Source organism: Microbacterium natoriense, assembly GCF_030816295.1.
Classification (GTDB): domain Bacteria; phylum Actinomycetota; class Actinomycetes; order Actinomycetales; family Microbacteriaceae; genus Microbacterium; species Microbacterium natoriense_A.
Genome location: NZ_JAUSXV010000001.1, coordinates 199,383 through 220,323, shown reverse-complemented (window position 1 = coordinate 220,323; position 20,941 = coordinate 199,383). Strand labels below are relative to the sequence as shown.

Genomic DNA, 20,941 nt, shown 5'->3' with positions numbered 1-20,941 from the left:
CCCTCGGAGTGCAGTGGGGTCGTTGGGACGCAGCAGGGCGAGCGCGGTATCGTTGCGTCACGATGAGGATGACGCGTCGCACTCTGCTGGTCGGCGCCGGAGCCGGCGTGATCGGGGTGCTTCTCGCCTCGTGCACTCCCGAGCCGGCGCCCACACCCACGCCTGATCGCACTCCCTCGCCGACCCCGACCGGCGACAGCCTCGCCCCGATCGCCTTCGCTCGCAGCGCATGGTCGACCGACCCGTCAGCCCTTGGTGCGGCGAGCTTCACTCCGGTCGGCGTTCAGAGCGCCGCTCGTGACGCGCTCGCGACACCGGTCCGCGGCCGCCTGTTCTTCGCTGGTGAGGCGACCGATGCAGATGCACCGGGGACCATGGCCGGAGCGCTCCGCTCCGGCACCCGCGCGGCCGAGGAACTGCTGGCCGCAGCCGGCGCAGGAGAGCGCGTGGCGATCGTCGGCGCCGGACTCGCAGGAGCCGCCGCCGCCTCACGCCTCGCCGCGACGGGTCTCGCGCTCACGGTGTTCGAATCGCGCGATCGCACCGGGGGCCGAATCCAGAGCGTGGTCGACGACGAGCGATGGCCCGTGCCCGCGCAGCTCGGCGGCTGGCTCATCGGCGCCGACGACACCGAGCTCGGCGAACAGCTGAACGCGCTCGACATCCGCACAGCGGTCCTCGAGAGCGCTCTGTGGAGGTCGCCCGACGGCGTTGTCGACGCGCCGTCGAGCCAGCCGGTCATCGACGCGATCGCTGCGGCCGAGGCGCTCCCGGCCGACGTCCCTCTGGCGCAGGCGCTCGCCGATGCCGGCGCCGACCCCGCAGAACCGGGGCTCGCGGCGCTGCTCGCCTACGTCGCAGCATCCGCCGGGTCCGACCCCGATCAGGCGTCGTCGTGGTTCCCGCCCACGCTGCCGCCCGACACCCGCACGGCCGTGCTCGGCGACCTCGGCGCAGTGCTCGCGCAGCTCGTCGACGGCGTCAGGGTGAGCCTGTCATCGGCCGTCTCGCGCGTCGCCTATGACGATGCCGGCGTGAGCCTCGGCATCGCCACCGGGGAGTCGCTGTCGTTTGACCGCGTCATCATCACGGTTCCGCTCGGGGTGCTGCAGAGCGACGGTATCGAGTTCGCGCCCAAGCTGCCGTTCGCGCAGCGCGGGGCGATCGCCGACCTCGGCATGGGCTTCATCGAGACCGTCTGGCTGCGGTTCGACGAGCCGCTCGTCGACACGGATGCCACCATCTGGCATGCGGTCGGCGCAGAGCAGACGATCCGCACCTGGTTCAACCTCGCACCCGTCACGGGAGACGCGATCCTCGTCGGGATCGTCGGGGGCGCCGACGCCGCCGAGTTCGCAGCGCTCGACGACGAGGCCGCTCAGGCCGCGGCCATGGCCGCGCTGGCGCCGTTCATGCAGCCGATCGCCTGATCTGCGGCATCCGGCTGATCAGCACCAGCACGCACGCCACGAGCGCGAAGATCGACAGCGCCACGGCACTCGTGAGGAGGAATTCGGGCATCCCCGACACCTGCCGCGGGTCGAGGAAGTAGTACGGATACCAGCCGACGAGCGGCCCCCGCCACATCGTCACTCCGCCCCACGCGAGAGGGAAGAGCAGCGACCACGGCACGATCCACCACGACACCCGGCGGTGGCCGGGTGTGAGCACCCAGGCGATCGCCGTGCAGGCGGGCAGCCAGAAGTGCAGCACCTGATCGGACCAGGGCACATCGACGCGGATGCCGCGGAGCCCGGCCTGCCAGACGATCAAGGCGAAGGCGAGCCCGGCCGTGATGGTCCAGGTCAGCACGAGGGCGAGAGCGATCGTGAACCAGCGTGGGTCAGTCGCTCGTGTGAACGCGAGTGCAGTGCCGATCAGCAGCACGATCACGAGCGCGCAGTTCGATTCGACCGTCAGGTACGCGAAGAAGTTCTCGCCCGCGGTCGTCCGTGAGCTGAGCCCCCAGAACAGCCGGTGCACGAGGGCGACTGCGCACACGGCTGCCGCGGTGAGACGCAGTGCGCCGAAAACCGCACGCGCCCGCACTTTCGCCATCCGGCGAGTCTACGGAAGTGCGCTCGACGCTCTCTCAGGCGCACGCGTGGGGGATGCGGTCAGCGTGCGCCTTCTTCCGGGTGGTCGAGATAGGGCGTGAACATACGCAGCAGTCCGCGAGGTCCCGGGGTCGGCGGGATGCCGATCTGCATGCCGTTCTCGTGTCCCCACCGAGGTTCGAAACCGTCGGCCGCGGACGGGCGCAGCCACGGAGTGTAGGGGTGTCTGCCATGCCGAAGACCCTAGTGTGTTGAAATCGATTTCCGCTAGATTCGGATCCATGACCGTCACCGATCGAGGAGGATCATGTCCGTCACTTCCGCATCTCGCAGGGCCGCCGTCGCGGCATCCGTCGTCCTCGCCCTCGTGCTCGCCGGATGCGCCGGGAGTGCGGGGGTGAGCGTCGATCCGAACCCCGACAAGCCCTTCGTGCTCGACGGCGTCTCCGAGGTCGCGGAGATCGCGCAGCTCACCGGCCCCGACGCCATGAACGACACCGCGGCGGTCTCGGTCGCCGGCACCGATCTCGGGTCGATGGTCAATGTCGGCGACCGCACGTTCTTCCTGTTCGGAGACACATTCGGCGAACGCGATCCGGAGTCGATCGGAGGACAAGGAGGCTTCTGGCGCTCGAACGTCGCCGCGTGGACGACCGACGACGACCCGTCCGACGGGATCTCGTTCGACGGCTGGGTCGAAGACGACATCGGTCTGGCTGCTCCGCTCGTCGAAGGGGACCATGACGCGAACGGTGCGGGAGGCGAGGTCACCAAGATCCCGACCTACGGCTTCGCGATCGGCGAGACGATCTACGTCTCGTACATGTCCGTGAAGTTCTGGGGAGAGCCGGGTGCCTGGGATGCCAACCGTTCCGCGCTGATCGTGTCACGCGACGGGGGAGAGAGCTGGGCGCCCGTGGACGGCGTCGAATGGCCCGGCGACTCGAACTTCGTGCAGTTCGCCACGGCGGAGGTGCACGAAGGCGGCGAGGACTGGATCTATTTCTGGTCCATCCCGTCGGGGCGATTCGGAGGTGTGCAGCTGATGCGTGTGCGGGCCACGGAGGATGCGGTCGAGGACCAGGATGCCTACTCCTACTTCGCCGGCGTCGACGGCGAGACCCCGCGATGGAGCAGCGATCTCGAGGATGCCGAGACGGTCGTCGAGGGGACGATCGGCGAGTTGTCGGTCATGTGGTCGACGTACCTGGATCGCTGGATCATGACCTACTCGGATGCGGGCAACGCCTACATCCGCGAGGGCGTCACTCCGTGGGGTCCGTGGGGGCAGGCGATCGAGCTCGTGTCAGGCGATGAGTACCCGGGGCTGTACTCCCCGTACCTCAATCCGCGTTACGTGAGCGACGACGGCAGCACGATCTACTTCACGCTCTCCCTCTGGGGTCCGTACAACGTGTTCTGGTTCTCGGCGGATCTGGTGCGCGCGGGCTGAGAAGACGATTTGATCCCTTGCGCATGAAATCGATTTCGCATAATCTGGCGCTTACCCGGTCACCGAGGATCGACGCGCGGCCGGATCCCTTCGGCGGCAGCCGAGCACACAGCAGCGACTCGATGAGGAGTCCGTTCCTGAGGAGGAACCCATGAGAATCACCACACGCACGCGTCGCACGGCGATCGCCGCTCTCGGAGCGCTGACGGTCGGCTCGATGCTCGCCGCCTGCGGGTCCGGCACCCCAGGCGAGTCGGCGGGGGAGGGCGGCGGAGACGGCGTCACCACCGTGCAGTTCTGGCACCGCTCCTTCACCCCCGTGGAGAACGAGTGGTACGCCGACATCGTCAAGAAGTTCAACGCGTCGCAGGACAAGATCAAGGTCGTCGACACCGAGGTGCCGGCGGATGCCTGGGACCAGAAGATGAAGGCCGCACAGGCCGCGGGCAAGGCTCCCGACGTGTACACGAGCTCCGCCAACCTCCATGACCTCGTGAACGCGGGATCCGTGCACGAACTGGACTCGATCGTCTCGAAGGATGCGCTGGGCGAGATCCTCGACATCGCCTCCTCCATCTCGGAGATCGACGGCAAGCACTACGCGTACCCGCTGCTCCTCGAGCCGCAGACCGTGCTCTTCTGGAACACGGACATGCTCGATGCCGCGGGTGTCGACTCCAGCAAGGCCCCCGAGACCTGGGACGACCTCCTCGACGCCTGCGCGAAGATCCAGCCCACGCTCGCCGACGGCCAGTACTGCATCTCTCCCGCGCAGGACGCCGTGACGATGGCATGGTCGACGGTCGGTCAGCAGTACAACTTCTCCGGCCACCTCGCACTCACCGACGACTGGTCCGCGCCCGACGTCGACGACAAGGGCTACCGTGCTCTGATGGAGCAGTACAAGGTGCTGTGGGACAAGGGCTACATGCCCAAGCAGCCCCTCGCGGCCTATGTCGCCGGAGAAGACTTCGGGCAGCAGAAGGTCGCCTTCAAGGTCTCCGGCTCGTGGATGATGTCGGAGATCGGCTCCGACTACGCCGACCTGCTCGACAAGACAGGCGTCGGCCGCTTCCCGAGCGCCTCGGACGCCGACGGTCGCACCGCCACCACCATGGGCAACTTCACCTGGGTCGTCGACGCGAAGACCAAGAACGCGGATGCCGCGGGCGAGTTCCTGTCGTGGGCGATCGGCGGCGATCCCGATAACCTGGTGCCTTTCTTCGTGAACACCCAGTTCACCAAGGTGCCCGTACGCCAGTCGGTGCAGGATGCCGTCGCCGCGAGCGAGGAGGCCGCGAAGGCCCCTTGGTCGAAGGTCATCGTCGACGAGATCGCCCCGGACGCCATCGCCGGCTCCACGTACCCGTGGGATGTGAACCTGGCCGTCGGCACCGCGATGGAGTCTGTCATGAAGGGCTCGGCGTCGGTGGACGACGCGATCAAGACCGCGAACGCCGCGATCCAGACCGTGATCGACCGCGACGGGCTGCCCGACAAGGCGCCGAAGAACTGACCCTGTCGGCGTGACCGCCCGGGGCCCAGAGGCCCCGGGCGGGACGACGCCCCGAGAGCACGACGAGGTGGATATGGCCAGCCAGGCTGTGGAGGAGCGCCGCGACATCCGGCGCAAGAAGAACCGCTATCGATACCGCGACAACAAGACCGCCTACTGGTTCCTGCTGCCGGTCGTGGTGCTGCTGGGGATCTTCGTCATCTGGCCGGCGGTCTACGCCGGGTATCTGTCGTTCCAGGACTGGAGCTTCTACAAGGACCCGGAGTTCGTCGGCATCCGCAACTACGTCAACGTCCTGAAGGATCCGCTCTTCCTCGCCACGATCGGACGCGGCTTCGCGTTCGTGCTGATGACGGTGCCGGTCATGCTCGTGCTGGCGTTCCTCTTCGCGAGCCTCGTCGTCGCCGTGTCGCGCCGGGCGGCCAGCATCCTGAAGGTCAGCATCTACATCCCGACGATCGTCTCCGCGGTGATCGCGTCGATCATCTTCGTGCTGATCTACAACTACTCCGGCGGGCTCCTGAACGCGTTTCTCGGCACCTTCGGCGTCGAACCGATCGCCTGGATCGGTGACCCGAAATGGGCGCTCGCAGCGGTTGCCGTCCCGGCGATCTGGCTCGGCATGGGACTCACCTCGCTCATCATGGTCGCCGCGATGGTGGACGTGCCCACCGAGTACTACGAGGCGGCCGCGATGGAGGGCGCCAACTGGTGGCAGAAGACCTCGTACATCACGATCCCGCAGATGAGGAATGTCGTGCTGTACCTGCTCATCACCGGCTTCGTCGCGGCGATCCAGCAGTTCGAGCTTCCGCTCGTCATGACCCAGGGTGGGCCGCTCGACTCCACGACCCTGCCGAACCTCTTCATCTTCAACCATTTCCGTCTCGACGTGAACGCCGGATACTCGATCGCTGCCGCGCTTGTGCTGTTCGTCGTGCTGGGGACGATCTCGGCGCTCGTGTTCAAGTTCGTCAATTCCGAGAGGCTGGTGGACTGATGGCCGTCATGCAGGAGACCACACGCATCGTCCTCGCGGGCAAGGAGCCGCGCTCGACCCGGACGCCGCGCAGCGCCGGGGGATGGCTCGTCCTCCTCGGGAAGGTGATCCTCGGCGCGCTGTTCGTCATCGCGTCGCTGTTCCCGCTCGCCTGGATGGTGATCGCCGGGTTCAAGTCGAAGACCGAGGTCGTCGAGACGCCGTTCCAGTTCTTCCCCGAGGTCTGGCTCTGGCAGAACTACGCGCAGATCCTGGCGGATCCGACCTTCCTGCGGACGCTGGCCTGGACGTTCTTCGGAGCGATCCTGTTCACGGTGGGCAGCCTCGCGGTGAACTCGCTCGCCGCCTATGCGTTCGCCCGCCTGGACTTCCGCTTCAAGGGACTGATCTGGACTGTCGTCATCACGACCATGTTCATCCCCGGTATGACGATCCTGCTCACGAGCTTCATCGTCGTCACCCGGCTGGCGATGCTCGACACCCTCGCGGTGCTCGTCATCCCCGGACTCGCGAGCGCGGGCATGGTGTTCTTCATCCGGCAGTTCTACCTGAACATCCCGAAGAGCCTCGAGGAGGCCGCGATGCTCGACGGCTGCGGACGCTTCGGCATCTTCTGGCGGATCTTCCTCCCGCTCTCCAAGCCGCCGTTCGTCGTGATGGGGATCACCGCGTTCCTGGCCTACTGGAACTCCTACGTCTGGCCGATCCTCACGATCACCTCTCCGGAGAAGTTCGTGCTGCAGCAGTATCTCGCGACCTTCCGCTCCGAGCGCAGCACAGAGCTGGGACTGCTGATGGCCGGCTCCGTCCTGGCAGCGGCCCCGGTCATCATCCTCTTCCTGATCTTCCAGCGGCAGATCATCGGCAACATCAAGATGGCAGGTCTCAAGTAGCAGTACCCATGCGGTGACGAGAGGAGCGGTCGATGGAGACCGAGAGCACGAACGAGCGCGGCGTCAGCCGCCGAGGACTCATCCAGGGCGCGGCGGTGCTCGGCGCGGCCTTCATCGCCGCGACGGCGCCGGCGCCACCGGCATCCGCAGCGGGGCTCACCGTGACGAGGGTCAAGGTGCTGGCCGGCACTCAAGTACCGGTGCAGTACGGGGTGGGAGCGACGGATCTCGGCATTCCCGCGCGCACCCCGGAAGGGCGGATGCTGTTCATGTTCGGCGACACCTGGGCCGACCACGTCGGCGGTGCGAACTGGCGTTCGCCGGTCGCCCTGTACTCCTCGACGACGAACCTCGTCTCCGGGGTCACGTTCAACGGCTCCGCGGGAGCGGGGGCGAACACGCAGGGCACCGCCCCGCAGCTCTGGTACTACCCGCACGACAACTACTTCACGACGGTCATCCCGTCAGACGTCATCACGATCGGCTCGCGCATGTACCTGCACGCGATCGTCAACGGCCCGCAGTTCGGCACAGTGCGCTGGACGGAGCTGTGGAAGTCCGACGACAACGGCGCGACCTGGCAGCACACCGGGCTGCAGTTCCCCGCCGACATGGCCGGGGGCAAGTTCCAGTGCATCACGTGGGGCGAGGGCAACGACGGCTACGTCTACATCTACGGCACCGGCTTCCAGCGCGATAAGGGCATCGTGCTCTACCGGGTGCCGTCGAACAACATGACCACGCTGTCGGCCTACCAGCCATGGGGGTACGCGAACGGCTCCTGGGGCTGGGGCAAGCCGGTCACCGAGGTCCTCTCCGGCCAGTTCGGCGAGATGTGTCTCCGCCCTCTCGGCGGCAAGTGGATCCTCACGTGGTTCAACTCCGGCGCGTACCGGATCGACGCGATGGTGCTGAACACCCCGACAGACAATCTCTACACGGCAGCCAAGACCACCCTCTTGTACGGCACCGAGTGGAACACCGAGGACGCCTCGCACGTCGCGCAGCTGTACGGCGGCTACATCATCCCCGGTTCGACGCTGTCGGACCTGCATCTGAGCGTGAGCCAATGGAACACCGGGAACAACAGCGTCTACCACTCCGAGCAGTTCCGGGTGCAGGGACTCGTCTGAGGAGGGGGCATCGATTGCGCTCAGTCCCCGAACCGTACTCGCCGCCGCCGGAGGGCAGCACCCCCGCCGGTTTCCTGCGCTGGCTCATCAGGATGCAGTGGACCACGGTGCTCCAGGGCAGCGTGTGCGACATAGTCTGGCTGCTCGGACTCGCGCTCACACCATGGGCGATCGGACGTGCCATCGACGAGGGCCTCGTCGCGGGCGACGGGGGCGCGTTCCTGCGTTGGCTTGCGGTCGTGGTGTGGTTGCAGCTGCAGCATTCGCTGATCCAGGGTCTGCGCGATCGAGCGGGCTCGGTCAACTTCGAGCGCGCGGCGAGTCGCGTGAACCAGGTGATCGCGCACGCGGCGACCGGTGCGACCGTCGCCGTCGACAGGAGGCTGCGCGCGGGTGCGATCGTCACACTGGTCTCCTCCGACACCTGGATGCTCGGCTTCGTCCCGCTGAACGTCGGGTCGCTCTTGTCGGCGCTGGTCTCGTTCACCACCGTCTCGGTGCTGCTGCTGCGCGATTCGGTGGTCCTCGGACTGCTCGTGATCGTCGGCGTGCCCGCGTTCACGCTCGTGCAGTTCACCCTGGTCAGATCGCTCCATTCGCGGCAGTGGGCCGTGCGTGAGGAGTCAGAACGGATGAACGCCGTAGCCGCCGACAGCGTCAGGGGCATGCGGGTGCTCAGGGGCATCGGAGGAGAGGAGCAGTTCCTCGACCGATTCCGGCGTCACTCCACCGGCCTCTCAGACGCGGCGAAGCGGGCGGCGTGGCCCCTCGCAGCCGCCGACGGACTCAACGTCCTGATCGCGGGCGTCCTGGTCGCTGCCCTCACGTGGATCGGGGCCCTGCTGGTCGCGCAGGGTGAGCTTCAGATCGGGGCCCTCGTCGCCTTCTACGGGTACGCCGGCTTCATGATGCTGCCTGTCACGCTGTTCAATCAGGTGCTTCGAGTGGTCGTAGGAGGGCTGATCGGTGCCCGCAAGATCGTCGAGGTGCTCGGCGTCGAGCCGCTGTGGGAGTCTTCCGAAGGTCGCGCTCGGGACGACGAGAGCGGTGCAGCCGAGTCGGCGATGACGGATGCCGCGACCGGACTGGTCGTACGAGAGGGCGAGCTGCTGGGCGTCGTCCTCACGGAATCCGCGGTGGCGCGTGCGCTCGTCGATCGTCTGGGGCGACTCGACGCGGACGACGTCGGCGCGGAGGGCGAGGTGACGCTGCGGAGCCGCGGCATCCGCTCTCTGCCGATCGCCGATGTCCGCGCTCGCGTCGTCGTCGCCGATCCCGTCCCGTTCCTGTTCAGCGGCACTCTGCGGAGTGTCCTCGATCCGCGGGGTCGCCACGACGACCCTGCGATCCTGCGGGCCGTGGCCGCGGTCGACGCCATCGACGTCGTCGAGGCCGTGGGCGGGCTCGACGTCCTCGTCGGCGAACGCGGCGTCGAGTTCTCCGGTGGTCAGCGGCAGCGACTGGGGGTGGCGCGCGTGCTGCTGTCGGATCCGGAGATACTGGTGCTGCACGACCCCACCTCTTCGGTCGATGCGCCGACCGAAGAGCGCATGGCCCAGGGCATCCGCTCCGCCAGGCGAGGGCGGACGACCGTCGTGGTGACCGCCAGCCCGCTCGTCCTCACACAGACCGACAGGGTCGCGCACGTGGTTCGCGGCGCAGTCGTGTCCGAAGGCACGCACGACGATCTGCTGCGACGTGATTCGGGGTATCGCAGAGCAGTGCTGCGCGCGCAGGCGCAGCCGAATCTCACCGAGCGCGCGGAGGAGGGGCGATGAGCGAACAGGCCCTGCCCACCGCCACCAGCAGAGACGTCTGGTCGGCGCTCGGCGGCCTTTGGCGCCGCAATCGGGGTCGGCTGGTGCTGATCGTGGTGCTGTTCGGGGCGGCAGCCATCGCAGCCTTGGCGCCTCCGCGGCTGTTCGGAGTGCTCGTGGACGCGCTGGGGCGCGAGGCGACGGCCGCCGACATCGCCCTCCTCTGCTGTGCCATGCTGGCGAGCGTCGTGGTGCAGGCAGCGCTGCTGCTCGCGGCGACGCGGACCGCCCTCGTGCTCGGAGAGGACGTCTTCCGCGATGTGCGCGACGAGTTCATGCGGAACGCGTTGCGCCTGCCGATCGGCGTGATCGAGCGCGGTGGTACCGGCGAGCTCGTCACCCGCACCACCCAGGACATCCGCGCGCTCGGAGGGACGGTGCGCGATGCGATTCCGCAGGCGCTCATCGCGGCGGTCACCGTGACCCTCACGGTCGTCGCAGCGCTGCTGGTGGCCCCGCCGGTGGTGCCCGTGTACCTTCTCGCATTGCCCCTGCTGGTCGTCGTGATGCGCTGGTACGTGCGGCTTGCGCCGAGGGTCTATCGGCATCTCGGGGAGAGCTACGGGCCGATGTTCGCATCGGTGCACGAGACGGCGTCCGGCGCCCGGACGGTCGAGTCACTCGGGCTGCAAGAGGCGCGCAACCGATCCATGGACGAGTCCATCGCGGCGCATTGGGTGACAGCGCTCGCCCGGATCCGGCTGCGACAAGTGATGCTCCCCTGGTCCAATCTCGCCTTCGCCATTCCCGTGTTCGCGTCCCTCGCGTGGGGCGGCTGGTTGGCGATCGAGGGTCACATGTCGATCGGGGCTGTCGTCACCGTCACGCTGTACGCCTCGGCGCTCGTCGCTCCGATGGAAACGCTCATCGGGTGCACGGACGAACTCCAGCGCGGTTTCGTCTCCTTCGCCAGGGTGCTCGGCGTGGGTCGGATGCCGGACCCTGAGGCCCCTGCCGACCGCGCGCCGCGAGAGCGAGGAGCAGCCGGCTCCCTCACCGCGTCCGAGACGGTCGAACTGCGCGACGTGTGCTTCTCGTACCGCGCCGGCCGCGAGGTGCTCCACGGCGTGACGCTTCGGGTCGTCGACGGTGAGCGCCTGGCCGTCGTCGGGCCGTCGGGGGCGGGGAAATCGACGCTCGCTCGTCTGATCGCGGGTCTCGATCACCCGTCCTCCGGCACCGTGACGGTCGGCGGCGTCGACATCACCGGGCTCGACCCTGCGCGGCGACGACAGGCCGCGCTGCTCGTGACGCAAGAGAGCCACATCTTCGCGACGAGTATCCGCGACAACGTGCTGCTCGCCCGACCGGACGCCGACGACCGCAGTCTTCGGGCAGCGCTCGACACGGTCGGCGCCTCCGGATGGATCGACGCATTCGACGAGGGATGGCACACCGAGGTCGGTGTCGGAGGACAGCCGCTCACCGGGGCGCAGGAACAGCAGCTCGCCCTCGCCCGCGTGGTGCTCGCGGACCCGGGGACGATCGTGCTCGACGAGGCGACCTCAGCCATGGACCCGCGAGCGGCGCGCGATCTGGAGTCCGCGCTCGCTGCAGCGCTGTCAGGTAGAACGGTCATCGCGATCGCCCATCGGCTCTCCACCGCGCACGACGCAGATCGCATCGCCGTCGTGGACGGCGGCCGCCTCGTCGCGCTGGGCGCACACGAGAGGTTGCTCGCCGATGGCGGGGCGTATGCCGAGCTCTGGGCGGCGTGGAGCGACGACGGGGGCGCCGCCGACTGCGACGGTAACGAGGCGTCACACGCACAGGAGACCGATAGATCCCCTTCCTAGCGTGGTCGGCAGGGAACGACCCTGCTCCGCGCCTGGCGCGCGGGTGTCCTGCCACGAAGGAAGAACTCCTCATGACGAACACCACCGCCCCCTCCTCGTCCGCCTCGCTGGGACTCCTCGTCCTGCGCGTCGTGGTCGGCCTGATCTTCGTGGCGCACGGTGCGCAGAAGATCTTCGAGTACACCCTCCCGGGAACCATCGGCAGCTTCGCCGACATGGGTGTCCCCCTGCCGGAGATCGCGGCGCCGTTCGTCGCTTTCGTCGAGCTCATCGGCGGCGCCCTGCTCGCGCTCGGGCTCTTCACCCGCCCGGTCGGCATCCTGCTCGCGATCGACATGATCGTCGCGATCGTGGCCGTGCACCTGCCCGCCGGCCTCTGGGTCGGCGAGGGCGGCTACGAGTTCGTCGCCGTGCTCGGTGTCGCGGCGCTCGCGCTCGCCTTCACCGGCGCCGGTCGCTTCTCGATCGATGGTGCCGTCCTGCGAGGACGCGCACCCGCCTGGCTGGTCTGAACAGGCGCGCCCCACACGAACGACGAGTGTCCTGAGACGGTCCGGTGGCCGCTCCCGTCGCAGAAAATCCCGGAAATCGGCATCCATACCCGGAGATTTCGCGACGGGAGCGGAGAACGTCAGAGCGCCGCGAGTTCGCGCCGCATCCAGGACTCGACGGATGCGGCGACCTCCTGTGGGGTCAGCGCGTCGGTGTCGATGATCTCGGCCCGCCACCGCGGATCTCCTGGTTCCAGGTCGGCCCAGCGCGACCACTGCATCGGCAGGGGGCTCGCGACACGGATCACCTCTGGAGCATGTCGCGGGTCGAGGGTGTGCGCGAGGAACCACTCGCCGAAGCGGTTGTGGTGCACGATCACCTCTAGGTGCTCGCCGCGCTGCACCAGCCGCTCCGTGCGCACGTCGGGGGAGCAGTCGAGCAGGCATACGCGGATGCCATCGAGCTGATCGGCGGAGGGCGCGGCGAGGAGCTCGCCCATCGGCACCTGGCCGCACAGCAGCACGTGGGCGCCGTCGGCCTGGGCGATCAGCGCCTGCTGCACCCAGTGCTCGACGGCGCCGTGCCGCCAGGCGGTGTCCGCCCCATCGGGAACCCCGATCGAGTCGAACTCCACGCAGCGGACCGGCGCTCCCCAGTCCACGGTCTCGAGGAGCGAGAGCACGGTCGACTTGCCCGCACCGCTCGCACCGGTCAGCGAGAACAGCATCCGGTCACCGTCAGGCCCGCGGATCGCGCGGAGGCGTCGCGCCGATGTCGGGCACGGGAGCGGTTCCTAGGTGCACCTCCAGATCGTCCGCGCTCGGCGTCTTCGGACGCCGAGCGGTCGGGCGATCGAGATAGAACATCGCGGTGGACGCGATGTCGTCGCGCAGCGGCAGGTAACGCCATCCGCTGCGCCAGCCGAGAGCCTGGATGTCGACCTTCGGGATGCCGGTGGCGAAGTGGATCGGGTCGAGCAGGTGCCACCGGTACATGCCGAAGCGCTGCTGACTCACATAGAGGCCATCGGGCCTGATCACCTGCGGCATCCCGAGGTAGGGGGTGGAGAACTCGGTGTACCCCTGCCCGGGGATGTCGAAGTTCCATGCACCGCCGAAGTAGTCCTCCGTTCCGGTCCCGCAGATCGTGGGGTAGTCGGTGTCGTCGTCGAGGTAGAACTTGATCTCGCCTTCACCCCACCAGCCGTTCGAGTTCACGCCCCAGGCGATGTAGGTGCCGACGTACTGCCCCTGGCCTTCGATACCCTCGAGGATCACGTGCGGTGTGAGGTCCTCGAGAGGGTTCGAGCGACGCCACTGCGCATGGAAGTAGGCGTCGCCGGAGTGATCTCCGCCGACCTCGTACGTCACCTGGTAGTAGATGCGCACATCGACGGTCGATGTGTTCTCGAGCGTGAGCCGCGCACCGTCGCGGAACGGCATGGGCCAGTACGAGTTGAACCCGCCGTGCGGGTTGGCGGCGATCGTCTGCGAGTTGACCTGGGCGAAGACTCCCCACCCGTTGCAGAAGAAGTCTCCGTACGGAACCTCGACGGCGGGCTCCTCGGCTCCGTCCCAGTACGCGCGCAGCAGCAGGGTGCGCCAGTTGTCGGTGTGCGTGGTGATCCAGATGTGCGTGATCTTGCCCGAACCCTGGATGCGGGCGAGGTCGAACGTCTCGCCCGCCTTCACGTCGACGCTGGGCGAGATCTTCCAGCCGGGGCCGAGGTCACGCGCGCAAGATGCGCCCGTGCCCTCGGTCGCCCGGCCACCGCCCCCAGCGGATCCATCGAAGTTCTCCGGCGAGATCGAACGCGTCTGCACGGGGCGCAGCGTCGCGAGGGTCGCCAGGTCAGAGGGTGCGAAAGTCATGGGCGCCAATGTAATCGATTTCACCTCAGAACGCCAGAGAACGGATGCGTGCACGATACTGTTGCTTCACATCCGGCACATCCGGACAACGCAGTGAGGTTCGCATGTCCACGATCTACGACGTCGCAGAGCTCGCCGGAGTCTCTCCGGCGACGGTCTCGCGCGTCTTCAACGGCACGAGCGTGTCGGAGGAGAAGGTGGCCGCTGTCCGCGACGCCGCGGCCCGTCTGAACTTCACGCCGAATCGCACCGCGAGGACGCTGCGTCGGCAGAGCTCCGAGGTCATCGCCCTCGTCATCCCCGATATCGAGAATCCGTACTTCACCGAGATGGCGAGGGGCGTCGAGGACGTGGCCTCCGAAGCCGGATATTCTGTCGTGCTCTGCAACTCCGACGCGCAGGTGGAGAAGGAGGCGACCTATCTCCGGATCGCGATCGCCGAGCACATGTCGGGGATCATCATCGCGACCGCCGACGAGCACACCGACCTCGACAGCGTCCTCGCCACGGGGCGGCCGGTCGTGGCTGTCGACCGCGGCACCGACTACGACATCGACGAGGTCGTGATGGCCAACCGTGCCGCCGGCACGTCGGCCACGAAAGACCTGATCGACGCAGGGTATCGCCGAATCGCCTACATCGGCGGTCCTGAGCACATCGATACGGCTGCAGAGCGCGCCGCCGGCTGGCGGGCGGTGCTGGGAGCGTCGCGACCCGAGCTCGACCTCGACGAACTCGCACGGTTCGCGACGTTCAGGGTCGACGGCGGGAGAGCGGCGATGGAAGAACTGCTGGCCCTCCCCGACCCTCCCGACGCCGTCGTCGCGGGCAACAACCTCATCGGGGTCGGCGCTATCCAGGTGCTCACCGAGCACGGCCTCACGCCACCGCAGGTGGGCGTCGCGGTGATCGGCTCGCTGCCCTTCACCACGCTCTCGCCGACCGCCGTGACGGTCGTCCGGCTGCCAGCGCGGCACATGGGCGTCACGGCTGCGCGCATGCTTCTGGAGCGCATCGGCGGCGATGCCCAGCCTGCGCGCACGGTCGTGCTGCGCAACGAGATCCAGTCGGCCTCCGTCATCCGCGGCTGACGGATCCCGTCACTCCGAAGGCCCGGACGCACAGCGTCTTGCGTCATGAAATCGATTTCGCGTACAGTGGCGACAGGTTCGCATCGACGGCCCGGGTTTCAAGGAGGACACCATGCGCTGCACCCTCGGGGTGGACATCGGCACAGCCAGCAGCAAGGGCGTGCTGGTGGACGTCGACGGCGAGATCCTGGCGACCGCGACCAGGGCGCACGAGGTCAGCCGTCCGCACACCGGCTGGGTCGAGATGGATGGTCTGGTCTGGTGGGACGAGTTCGTCGCGATCGCGCGAGAGCTGATCGCCGCGGTGCCCGAGGCCGAGATCGGCGGAGTGGGCGTCAGCGGCATGGGGCCGTGCATCCTGCTGGTCGATGACGACGATGTGCCGGTCCGCCCGGCCATCCTCTACGGCGTGGACACGCGCGCACATGTGCAGATCGAGCAGATGACCGCCCAGATCGGCGCCGAAGAGATCGCCCGCGTGGGTGGTTCGCTGCTCAGCTCGCAGGCCGGCGGGCCGAAGCTGGTCTGGGTCGCGGAGGAGGAGCCGGAGGCCTGGGCTCGAGCGCGGCGGCTGTTCATGCCCGCCTCGTGGCTCGCCCGCAGACTGACCGGCGCCTACCTGCTCGATCACCAGTCGGCGAGTCAGGTCTCTCCCCTCTACGACATCGAGGGCGAGCGGTGGCATGAACCCTGGTGGGCGCGCTACGCGGGTTCGATCGAGCAGCCTCCGCTGCGATGGGCCGGCGACGTGGCCGGCACGGTCACCCCCGACGCGGCATCCGCCACGGGAATCCCGGAGGGCACGCCCGTCATCACCGGCACGATCGACGCCTGGACCGAGGCCGTGAGCGTCGGCGCGCACGAGGTCGGCGATCTCATGCTCATGTACGGGACCACGATGTTCCTCGTCGCCACCGGCGAGGAGACGCTGCGCACACCGTCGATGTGGACGACGGCGGGGGCGTTCGCCGGCACCCGCAACCTCGCCGGCGGTCTCTCCACCTCAGGGGCGCTGACTTCGTGGCTGAAGGATCTGACGGGAGCCGACTATCCGCAGCTCCTCGCCGACGCCGAGGAGTCCGGCCCGGGAGCGCGCGGACTGCTGATGCTGCCGTACTTCGCCGGCGAACGTACACCGATCCAAGACGCGGACGCGCGCGGCGTCGTCGCCGGTCTCACGCTCGGCCACACCCGCGGCGATCTGTACCGGGCGGCGCTCGAAGCCACGGCGCTCGGCGTGCGCCACAACGTCGAGACGATGCGGGCGGCGGGCGCCGACATCGGTCGCGTCGTCGCCGTCGGCGGCGGCACGCAGGGAAGGCTCTGGATGCAGATCGTGTCTGATGCGACCGGACTCGTGCAGGACGTTCCCGAGACGACGATCGGCGCGAGCTACGGCGCTGCGTTCCTCGCGGCGACCGCGACCGCCACCGCGGCGACCGGCGCTCCCGTGATCGCCGACTGGAACCCGGTCGCCGAGAAGATCCACCCCGATGAGACGCTGCGCGCTCGCTACGACGCGCTCTTCGATCGATACCTGCGGCTGTACGAAGGATCCAAGGATGTCGTGCACGAGCTCGCCGCCGAGCAGAAGAAGGAGGCGGCATGATCCGTCGATCCCGCGGAATCCCGCACACCTCGCAGGCGACCGCATTCCCTCTGGGTGGCATCGGCACCGGCAACGTGTCGATCGGAGCACGCGGCGAGCTGCGCGACTGGGAGTTCGAGAACCTCCCCGACAAGGGTCGCCGCAACCCGTATTCCTTCTTCGCGATCCACGCAGCGCCCGAGACGGGGCCCGCGGTGACGCGGGTACTGGAGGCGCGACTGACCGGGCGGCACGACGCGGATGCCGGCTACTCCTTCGACCAGCTCGCGGGGCTTCCCCGGCTGGATGCTGCGATGCTGCACGGCGAGTATCCGGTCGTCGACATCGACTTCACCGACGGCGTCCTTCCGGTCGACGTCTCGCTGCACGCGTTCACGCCGCTCGTGCCGCTCGACGCCGACGCCTCCGGCATCCCCGCCGCGGTCCTCCGCTACCGGGTCACCAATCCCGGTACGTGTCCGGTGGCGGTAACCGTGGTCGGCAGCGTCTCGCACACCGCCGGACACGCCGCTCCAGGGCCCGACGCGCCCTGGGGGATGCGCGCCACTCAGACCGTGCGCTGGCGAGACGACGGCGCCGTGCGCGGACTCGACTTCGGCATCGACCTTCCTCCGGACGACCCCGGTTACGGCACGCTGAGCCTGACGACGACGGATGCCGCGACCACCGTCAAGCCGCAATGGGTGACCAGCTACTGGCCAGACGGCGCGCGGCTGTTCTGGAACGACCTCACCGACGACGGGCTGCTCGCCGCCGAACCGCGACTGACCTTGGAGGATCGCCCTCGCGGGCTGTTCGCCGAGCTCGATGCGGACCCTGACGCGGCGCCGCTGACCGAGCAGGAGATGCTCGCGAAACTGCCGCGGATCCGCACCGGCTCCTTGGGGATCATTCACACGCTCGCGCCCGGGGAGAGCCGCGACTTCGAGTTCGTGCTGTCGTGGAGTTTCCCGAACCGGCGTCGGGGGTGGCACGGGCACATCGTCCTCGACGACCCGGACGACGGCGTCGTGCGCAACCACTACGCGACGCTGTGGCCGGACGCATGGACGGCCGCGCGGCATCTCCACGACGAGCTCCCGGCGCTGGAGCGGGCCACCGACGCCTTCGTCGACGCCCTCTACGGCGGCAGCCTCGACGCGGTCCTGGTCGATGCGATCGGCGCGAACGTCGCTGCGGCACGCTCGACGACCGGTTTCGTCGTCGAGTCCCCGAACGCGGAGCTGGGGGAGGGGCCGGTGTTCGCGGCATGGGAGGGCTCGTTCGATCACGGCGGCTCCTGCGAAGGCACCTGCACGCACGTGTGGTCGTACGCGCAGACGCTCGCCTGGCTGTTCCCCTCGCTCGAACGCAGCGCTCGCCGGGTCGAGTACCTGCTCGAGACCGACGACGCCGGTGCGCAGAAGTTCCGCGGCAACCGTATCTTCGGCGGGCCCTCCTGGTTCATGGGTCCTGCCGTCGACGGGCAGCTCGGCACCCTGCTCCGCCTGCACCGGGAGTGGCGGTTCAGCGGCGACGAGGAGTTCCTCCGCGAGCTGTGGCCCGCGGCATCCCGCACCCTCGACTACGCGATCCGCGAGTGGGACAGAGACGGCGACGGCTTGCTCGACGGCGAGATGCACAACACCTACGACATCGAGTTCCACGGGGCGGAGCCGCTCGCGAACGGCGTGTACCTCGCCGCGCTGCGGGCGGGGGCGCGGATGGCCGCCCACCTCGGCGAGGTCGAGCGCGCCCGCGGCTGGACCGCGCGCGCCGAGCACGTCGCCGCCGCCATGGACGCGACGCTGTGGAACGGCGAGTACTACCGGCAGGTCATCGACGATGCCGATGCTCATCGTTACCAGTACGGCGACGGCGTGCTGTCCGACCAGCTGCTCGGACAGTTCCACGCCTTCGTGAACGGACTCGGTCATCTGCTGCCCGAGGATCGGGTCGACTCGGCGCTCGGCGCCATCGCCAGGTACAACCTGCGCGACGATCTCTCCGCCCACGAGAGCACGCAGCGCGTGTACGCGCTGAACGACGAGGGCGGACTGCTGCTCGCGTCCTGGCCCCGGGGTGGGCGTCCGGCGATTCCCTTCGTCTATTCGGACGAGGTGTGGACGGGCGTGGAGCACCAGGTCGCGGCCTCCCTCCTCTTCGCGGGCCGCTATGAAGAAGCCCTCCGCATCGAACGGGCGCTCCGCGCTCGCTACGACGGCACCCACCGCAGCCCCTGGAACGAGATCGAGTGCGGCAACCACTACGCCCGCTCCCTCGCGTCCTGGGCGCTGCTGCTCGGCGTGAGCGGGGCGCAATGGGACGCGCCTGACCGCGTTCTCTCCTTCGCTCCGGCGACTGACGGGCCCTTCCGCAGCCTGTTCACGACCGGCTCCGGCTGGGGCCGGGTCGAGATCGACCGCGATGCGCTCACGCTCCGTCTCGACGGCGGAACCCTCGACATCGGCGATCTGCGGCTGCACGGTCGCAGCGTCGGACGCGGCATCCGACTCCGAGACGGGGAGTCGCACACCATCCACACCCTGACACCGGAGGCATCATGACCACCTACACCCTGCCCGCACCCGTCGTCCGGCCGGCATCCGCCCCGAAGACCGCCTATCTCATCACCTCCGGAGATCTCCGGGAGTCGGCGAACGTCGCGGGCTGGCCCACCCAGGTCGAACTCGAGGAGGGCGTGACCGGCGTGCTCGATGGCCTCGGATGGACGGTCGTCCGCCCGTTCGGTGTCGACCCGGCGACCGGACATGGCTTCATCTCCAGCCAGCGGATGGGATTGGAGGTGTTCCGAGACATCCCTGTCGACGCCCCCCTCGTCGTGGCCATCGCAAACTGGCAGTACTCGCACCACGTTCTCGCGGGCCTGCGCACTCACGAGGGGCCGATCCTCACCGTGGCGAACTTCGCGGGGGACTGGCCGGGCCTCGTCGGCCTGCTCGGCTTGAACGCGGGCCTGACCAAGATGGGCAAGCCCTATGCGACGACCTGGTCGGTCGATTACACCGACGACTGGTTCACCGACGCCATCAGGGAGTGGACCGAGACCGGCGCCATCACCCACGACGACTCGCACGTGCGTCCGCTGCCCGAGTTGCCCGACAGCCCGGAGAAGCGTCTCGGTGAGGCGCTCGCCGCCCAGCTCCACGCGGAGAAGGCGATCATCGGCGTCTTCGACGAGGGGTGCATGGGCATGTACAACGCGATCTTCGACGACGAGCTGCTCAACAAGACGGGCATCTACAAGGAGCGGCTCTCCCAGTCGGCGCTGTACGCCGAGATGCTCGAGGTCGGCGAGGACGAGGCGGATGCCGCCTACGACTGGCTGATCGACCACGGAATGACCTTCCGATACGGCGAGGATGCCGTCACCGAACTCACCCGCGAGCAGGTGCAGTGGCAGCTGAAGATGTACATCGCCGCTCTCCGCATCGCGGACGACTTCGGTCTCGACGCGGTCGGCATCCAGTATCAGCAGGGGCTCAAGGACCTCGTGCCGGCATCCGACCTCGCCGAAGGCATCCTGAACTCCACCGAGCGCCCTCCCGTGACCTCGCGCGACGGCTCGCGCGTGCTGCACGAGGGCCGGGCCTTCCCGCACTTCAACGAAGCGGACGAGGGGGTCGCGGTCGACGCGCTCGTCACCGACCGCGTCTGGCGCGCGATGGGACTCGTGCCCGACAACACGCTGCACGACGTCCGGTGGGGAGAGGAGTACGACGGCGAGTTCGTCTGGGTGTACGAGATCTCCGGCTCCGTCCCCGCATCGCATCTCGGCGGCTGGGACCAGGCCGAGGGGTGGCGGCAGGGTCACGTGTTCTTCCCCGCGGGCGGCGCCACGATCAACGGCGTCTCGAGGCCGGGCGAGATCGTCTTGTCGCGCGTGTTCATCGCCGACGGCATCCTGCAGGCCGATGTCTTCCGGGCCTCGGTCGTAGAGCTGCCGGAGGAGGAGACCCGTCGCCGCAAGGAGGCCACGAACCCCGAGTGGCCGATCGCTCATGTCGTGCTGCGCGGCCAGACGCGCGACCAGTTCATGGCGCGGCACAAGGCCAACCACGCGCAGCTCGTCTACGCGCCGGATGCCGAGACCGCCGATCGTGCACTGATCGCCAAGGCGGCGATGTTCGCGGGCATGGGGATCGCGGTCAACCTCGTCGGAGATGTGAGCCTCTGACGACCACGACCACGCCCACGCGCGAACCGCCCTTCC

At 68.4% G+C, this 20,941-nt stretch carries 16 protein-coding genes; 13 read left to right on the top strand and 3 right to left on the bottom strand.

Annotation, left to right across the window (positions count from 1 at the left end; all coding sequences use genetic code 11):
• Positions 1 to 68 precede the first annotated feature (68 nt).
• Positions 69 to 1,430 carry an FAD-dependent oxidoreductase gene (locus QFZ53_RS01000; RefSeq protein ID WP_307292562.1) on the top strand — a complete coding sequence of 454 codons (1,362 nt, stop codon included), beginning with the start codon at positions 69 to 71 and terminating at the stop codon, positions 1,428 to 1,430.
• On the opposite strand, the gene QFZ53_RS00995 is transcribed toward QFZ53_RS01000, so the two are convergent.
• Positions 1,411 to 2,058: a Pr6Pr family membrane protein gene (locus QFZ53_RS00995; protein WP_307292560.1), complete on the bottom strand. Its 648-nt coding sequence runs from the start codon at positions 2,056 to 2,058 to the stop codon at positions 1,411 to 1,413. The genes QFZ53_RS01000 and QFZ53_RS00995 overlap by 20 nt on opposite strands.
• Before the next feature lie 306 nt (positions 2,059 to 2,364).
• On the opposite strand from QFZ53_RS00995, the gene QFZ53_RS00990 reads away from it, so the two are divergent.
• The 8 genes from QFZ53_RS00990 to QFZ53_RS00955 all read left to right on the top strand — a co-directional run bounded on the left by QFZ53_RS00990 (position 2,365) and on the right by QFZ53_RS00955 (position 12,177).
• Positions 2,365 to 3,510 (top strand): DUF4185 domain-containing protein, encoded by a 1,146-nt coding sequence (locus QFZ53_RS00990; RefSeq protein ID WP_307292558.1) that lies wholly within the window; start codon positions 2,365 to 2,367, stop codon positions 3,508 to 3,510.
• Positions 3,511 to 3,661: 151 nt separating this feature from the next.
• Entirely contained in the window at positions 3,662 to 5,026 is a 1,365-nt protein-coding gene (locus QFZ53_RS00985; protein WP_307292556.1) for an extracellular solute-binding protein, read from the top strand.
• A gap of 73 nt (positions 5,027 to 5,099) precedes the next feature.
• The gene (locus QFZ53_RS00980; RefSeq protein ID WP_307292554.1) at positions 5,100 to 6,026 is read left to right on the top strand and encodes a carbohydrate ABC transporter permease; all 927 of its coding nucleotides are present in this window, start codon (positions 5,100 to 5,102) and stop codon (positions 6,024 to 6,026) included.
• Positions 6,026 to 6,919, top strand: a complete 894-nt coding sequence (locus QFZ53_RS00975) for a carbohydrate ABC transporter permease (RefSeq protein WP_307292553.1) — start codon at positions 6,026 to 6,028, stop codon at positions 6,917 to 6,919. The genes QFZ53_RS00980 and QFZ53_RS00975 overlap by 1 nt, the downstream gene beginning before the upstream one ends.
• Before the next feature lie 32 nt (positions 6,920 to 6,951).
• On the top strand, positions 6,952 to 8,052 hold the full coding sequence (locus QFZ53_RS00970; RefSeq protein ID WP_307292552.1) for a DUF4185 domain-containing protein: 1,101 nt from the start codon (positions 6,952 to 6,954) through the stop codon (positions 8,050 to 8,052).
• A gap of 14 nt (positions 8,053 to 8,066) precedes the next feature.
• Positions 8,067 to 9,830, top strand: coding sequence for an ABC transporter ATP-binding protein (locus QFZ53_RS00965; protein ID WP_307292550.1), 1,764 nt, complete (start codon positions 8,067 to 8,069; stop codon positions 9,828 to 9,830).
• Complete coding sequence (locus QFZ53_RS00960) at positions 9,827 to 11,665, top strand: ABC transporter ATP-binding protein (RefSeq protein WP_307292549.1); 1,839 nt, start codon at positions 9,827 to 9,829, stop codon at positions 11,663 to 11,665. Before QFZ53_RS00965 ends, QFZ53_RS00960 begins: the two co-directional genes overlap by 4 nt.
• Positions 11,666 to 11,736: 71 nt before the next feature.
• Positions 11,737 to 12,177: a DoxX family protein gene (locus tag QFZ53_RS00955; RefSeq protein WP_292904835.1), complete on the top strand. Its 441-nt coding sequence runs from the start codon at positions 11,737 to 11,739 to the stop codon at positions 12,175 to 12,177.
• Positions 12,178 to 12,296: 119 nt separating this feature from the next.
• Here QFZ53_RS00955 and QFZ53_RS00950 read toward each other — a convergent pair whose 3' ends face one another.
• Together QFZ53_RS00950 and QFZ53_RS00945 are read right to left on the bottom strand one after the other, a co-directional pair.
• Positions 12,297 to 12,884 carry a hypothetical protein gene (locus QFZ53_RS00950; RefSeq protein WP_307292547.1) on the bottom strand — a complete coding sequence of 196 codons (588 nt, stop codon included), beginning with the start codon at positions 12,882 to 12,884 and terminating at the stop codon, positions 12,297 to 12,299.
• 10 nt (positions 12,885 to 12,894) lie between these two features.
• On the bottom strand, positions 12,895 to 14,028 hold the full coding sequence (locus QFZ53_RS00945) for a glycoside hydrolase family 172 protein (RefSeq protein WP_307292546.1): 1,134 nt from the start codon (positions 14,026 to 14,028) through the stop codon (positions 12,895 to 12,897).
• Positions 14,029 to 14,132: 104 nt separating this feature from the next.
• On the opposite strand from QFZ53_RS00945, the gene QFZ53_RS00940 reads away from it, so the two are divergent.
• The 4 genes from QFZ53_RS00940 (at position 14,133) to QFZ53_RS00925 (ending at position 20,905) form a co-directional block, all read left to right on the top strand.
• Positions 14,133 to 15,119: a LacI family DNA-binding transcriptional regulator gene (locus tag QFZ53_RS00940; protein ID WP_292904841.1), complete on the top strand. Its 987-nt coding sequence runs from the start codon at positions 14,133 to 14,135 to the stop codon at positions 15,117 to 15,119.
• Between the two features lie 112 nt (positions 15,120 to 15,231).
• Entirely contained in the window at positions 15,232 to 16,728 is a 1,497-nt protein-coding gene (locus QFZ53_RS00935; RefSeq protein ID WP_307292543.1) for an FGGY-family carbohydrate kinase, read from the top strand.
• Entirely contained in the window at positions 16,725 to 19,274 is a 2,550-nt protein-coding gene (locus QFZ53_RS00930; RefSeq protein WP_307292541.1) for a GH116 family glycosyl hydrolase, read from the top strand. The genes QFZ53_RS00935 and QFZ53_RS00930 overlap by 4 nt, the downstream gene beginning before the upstream one ends.
• A complete protein-coding gene (locus tag QFZ53_RS00925) occupies positions 19,271 to 20,905 on the top strand; it encodes a fucose isomerase (protein ID WP_307292540.1) in 1,635 nt (544 codons plus the stop codon). The genes QFZ53_RS00930 and QFZ53_RS00925 overlap by 4 nt, the downstream gene beginning before the upstream one ends.
• The last annotated feature ends 36 nt before the right edge of the window (positions 20,906 to 20,941 follow it).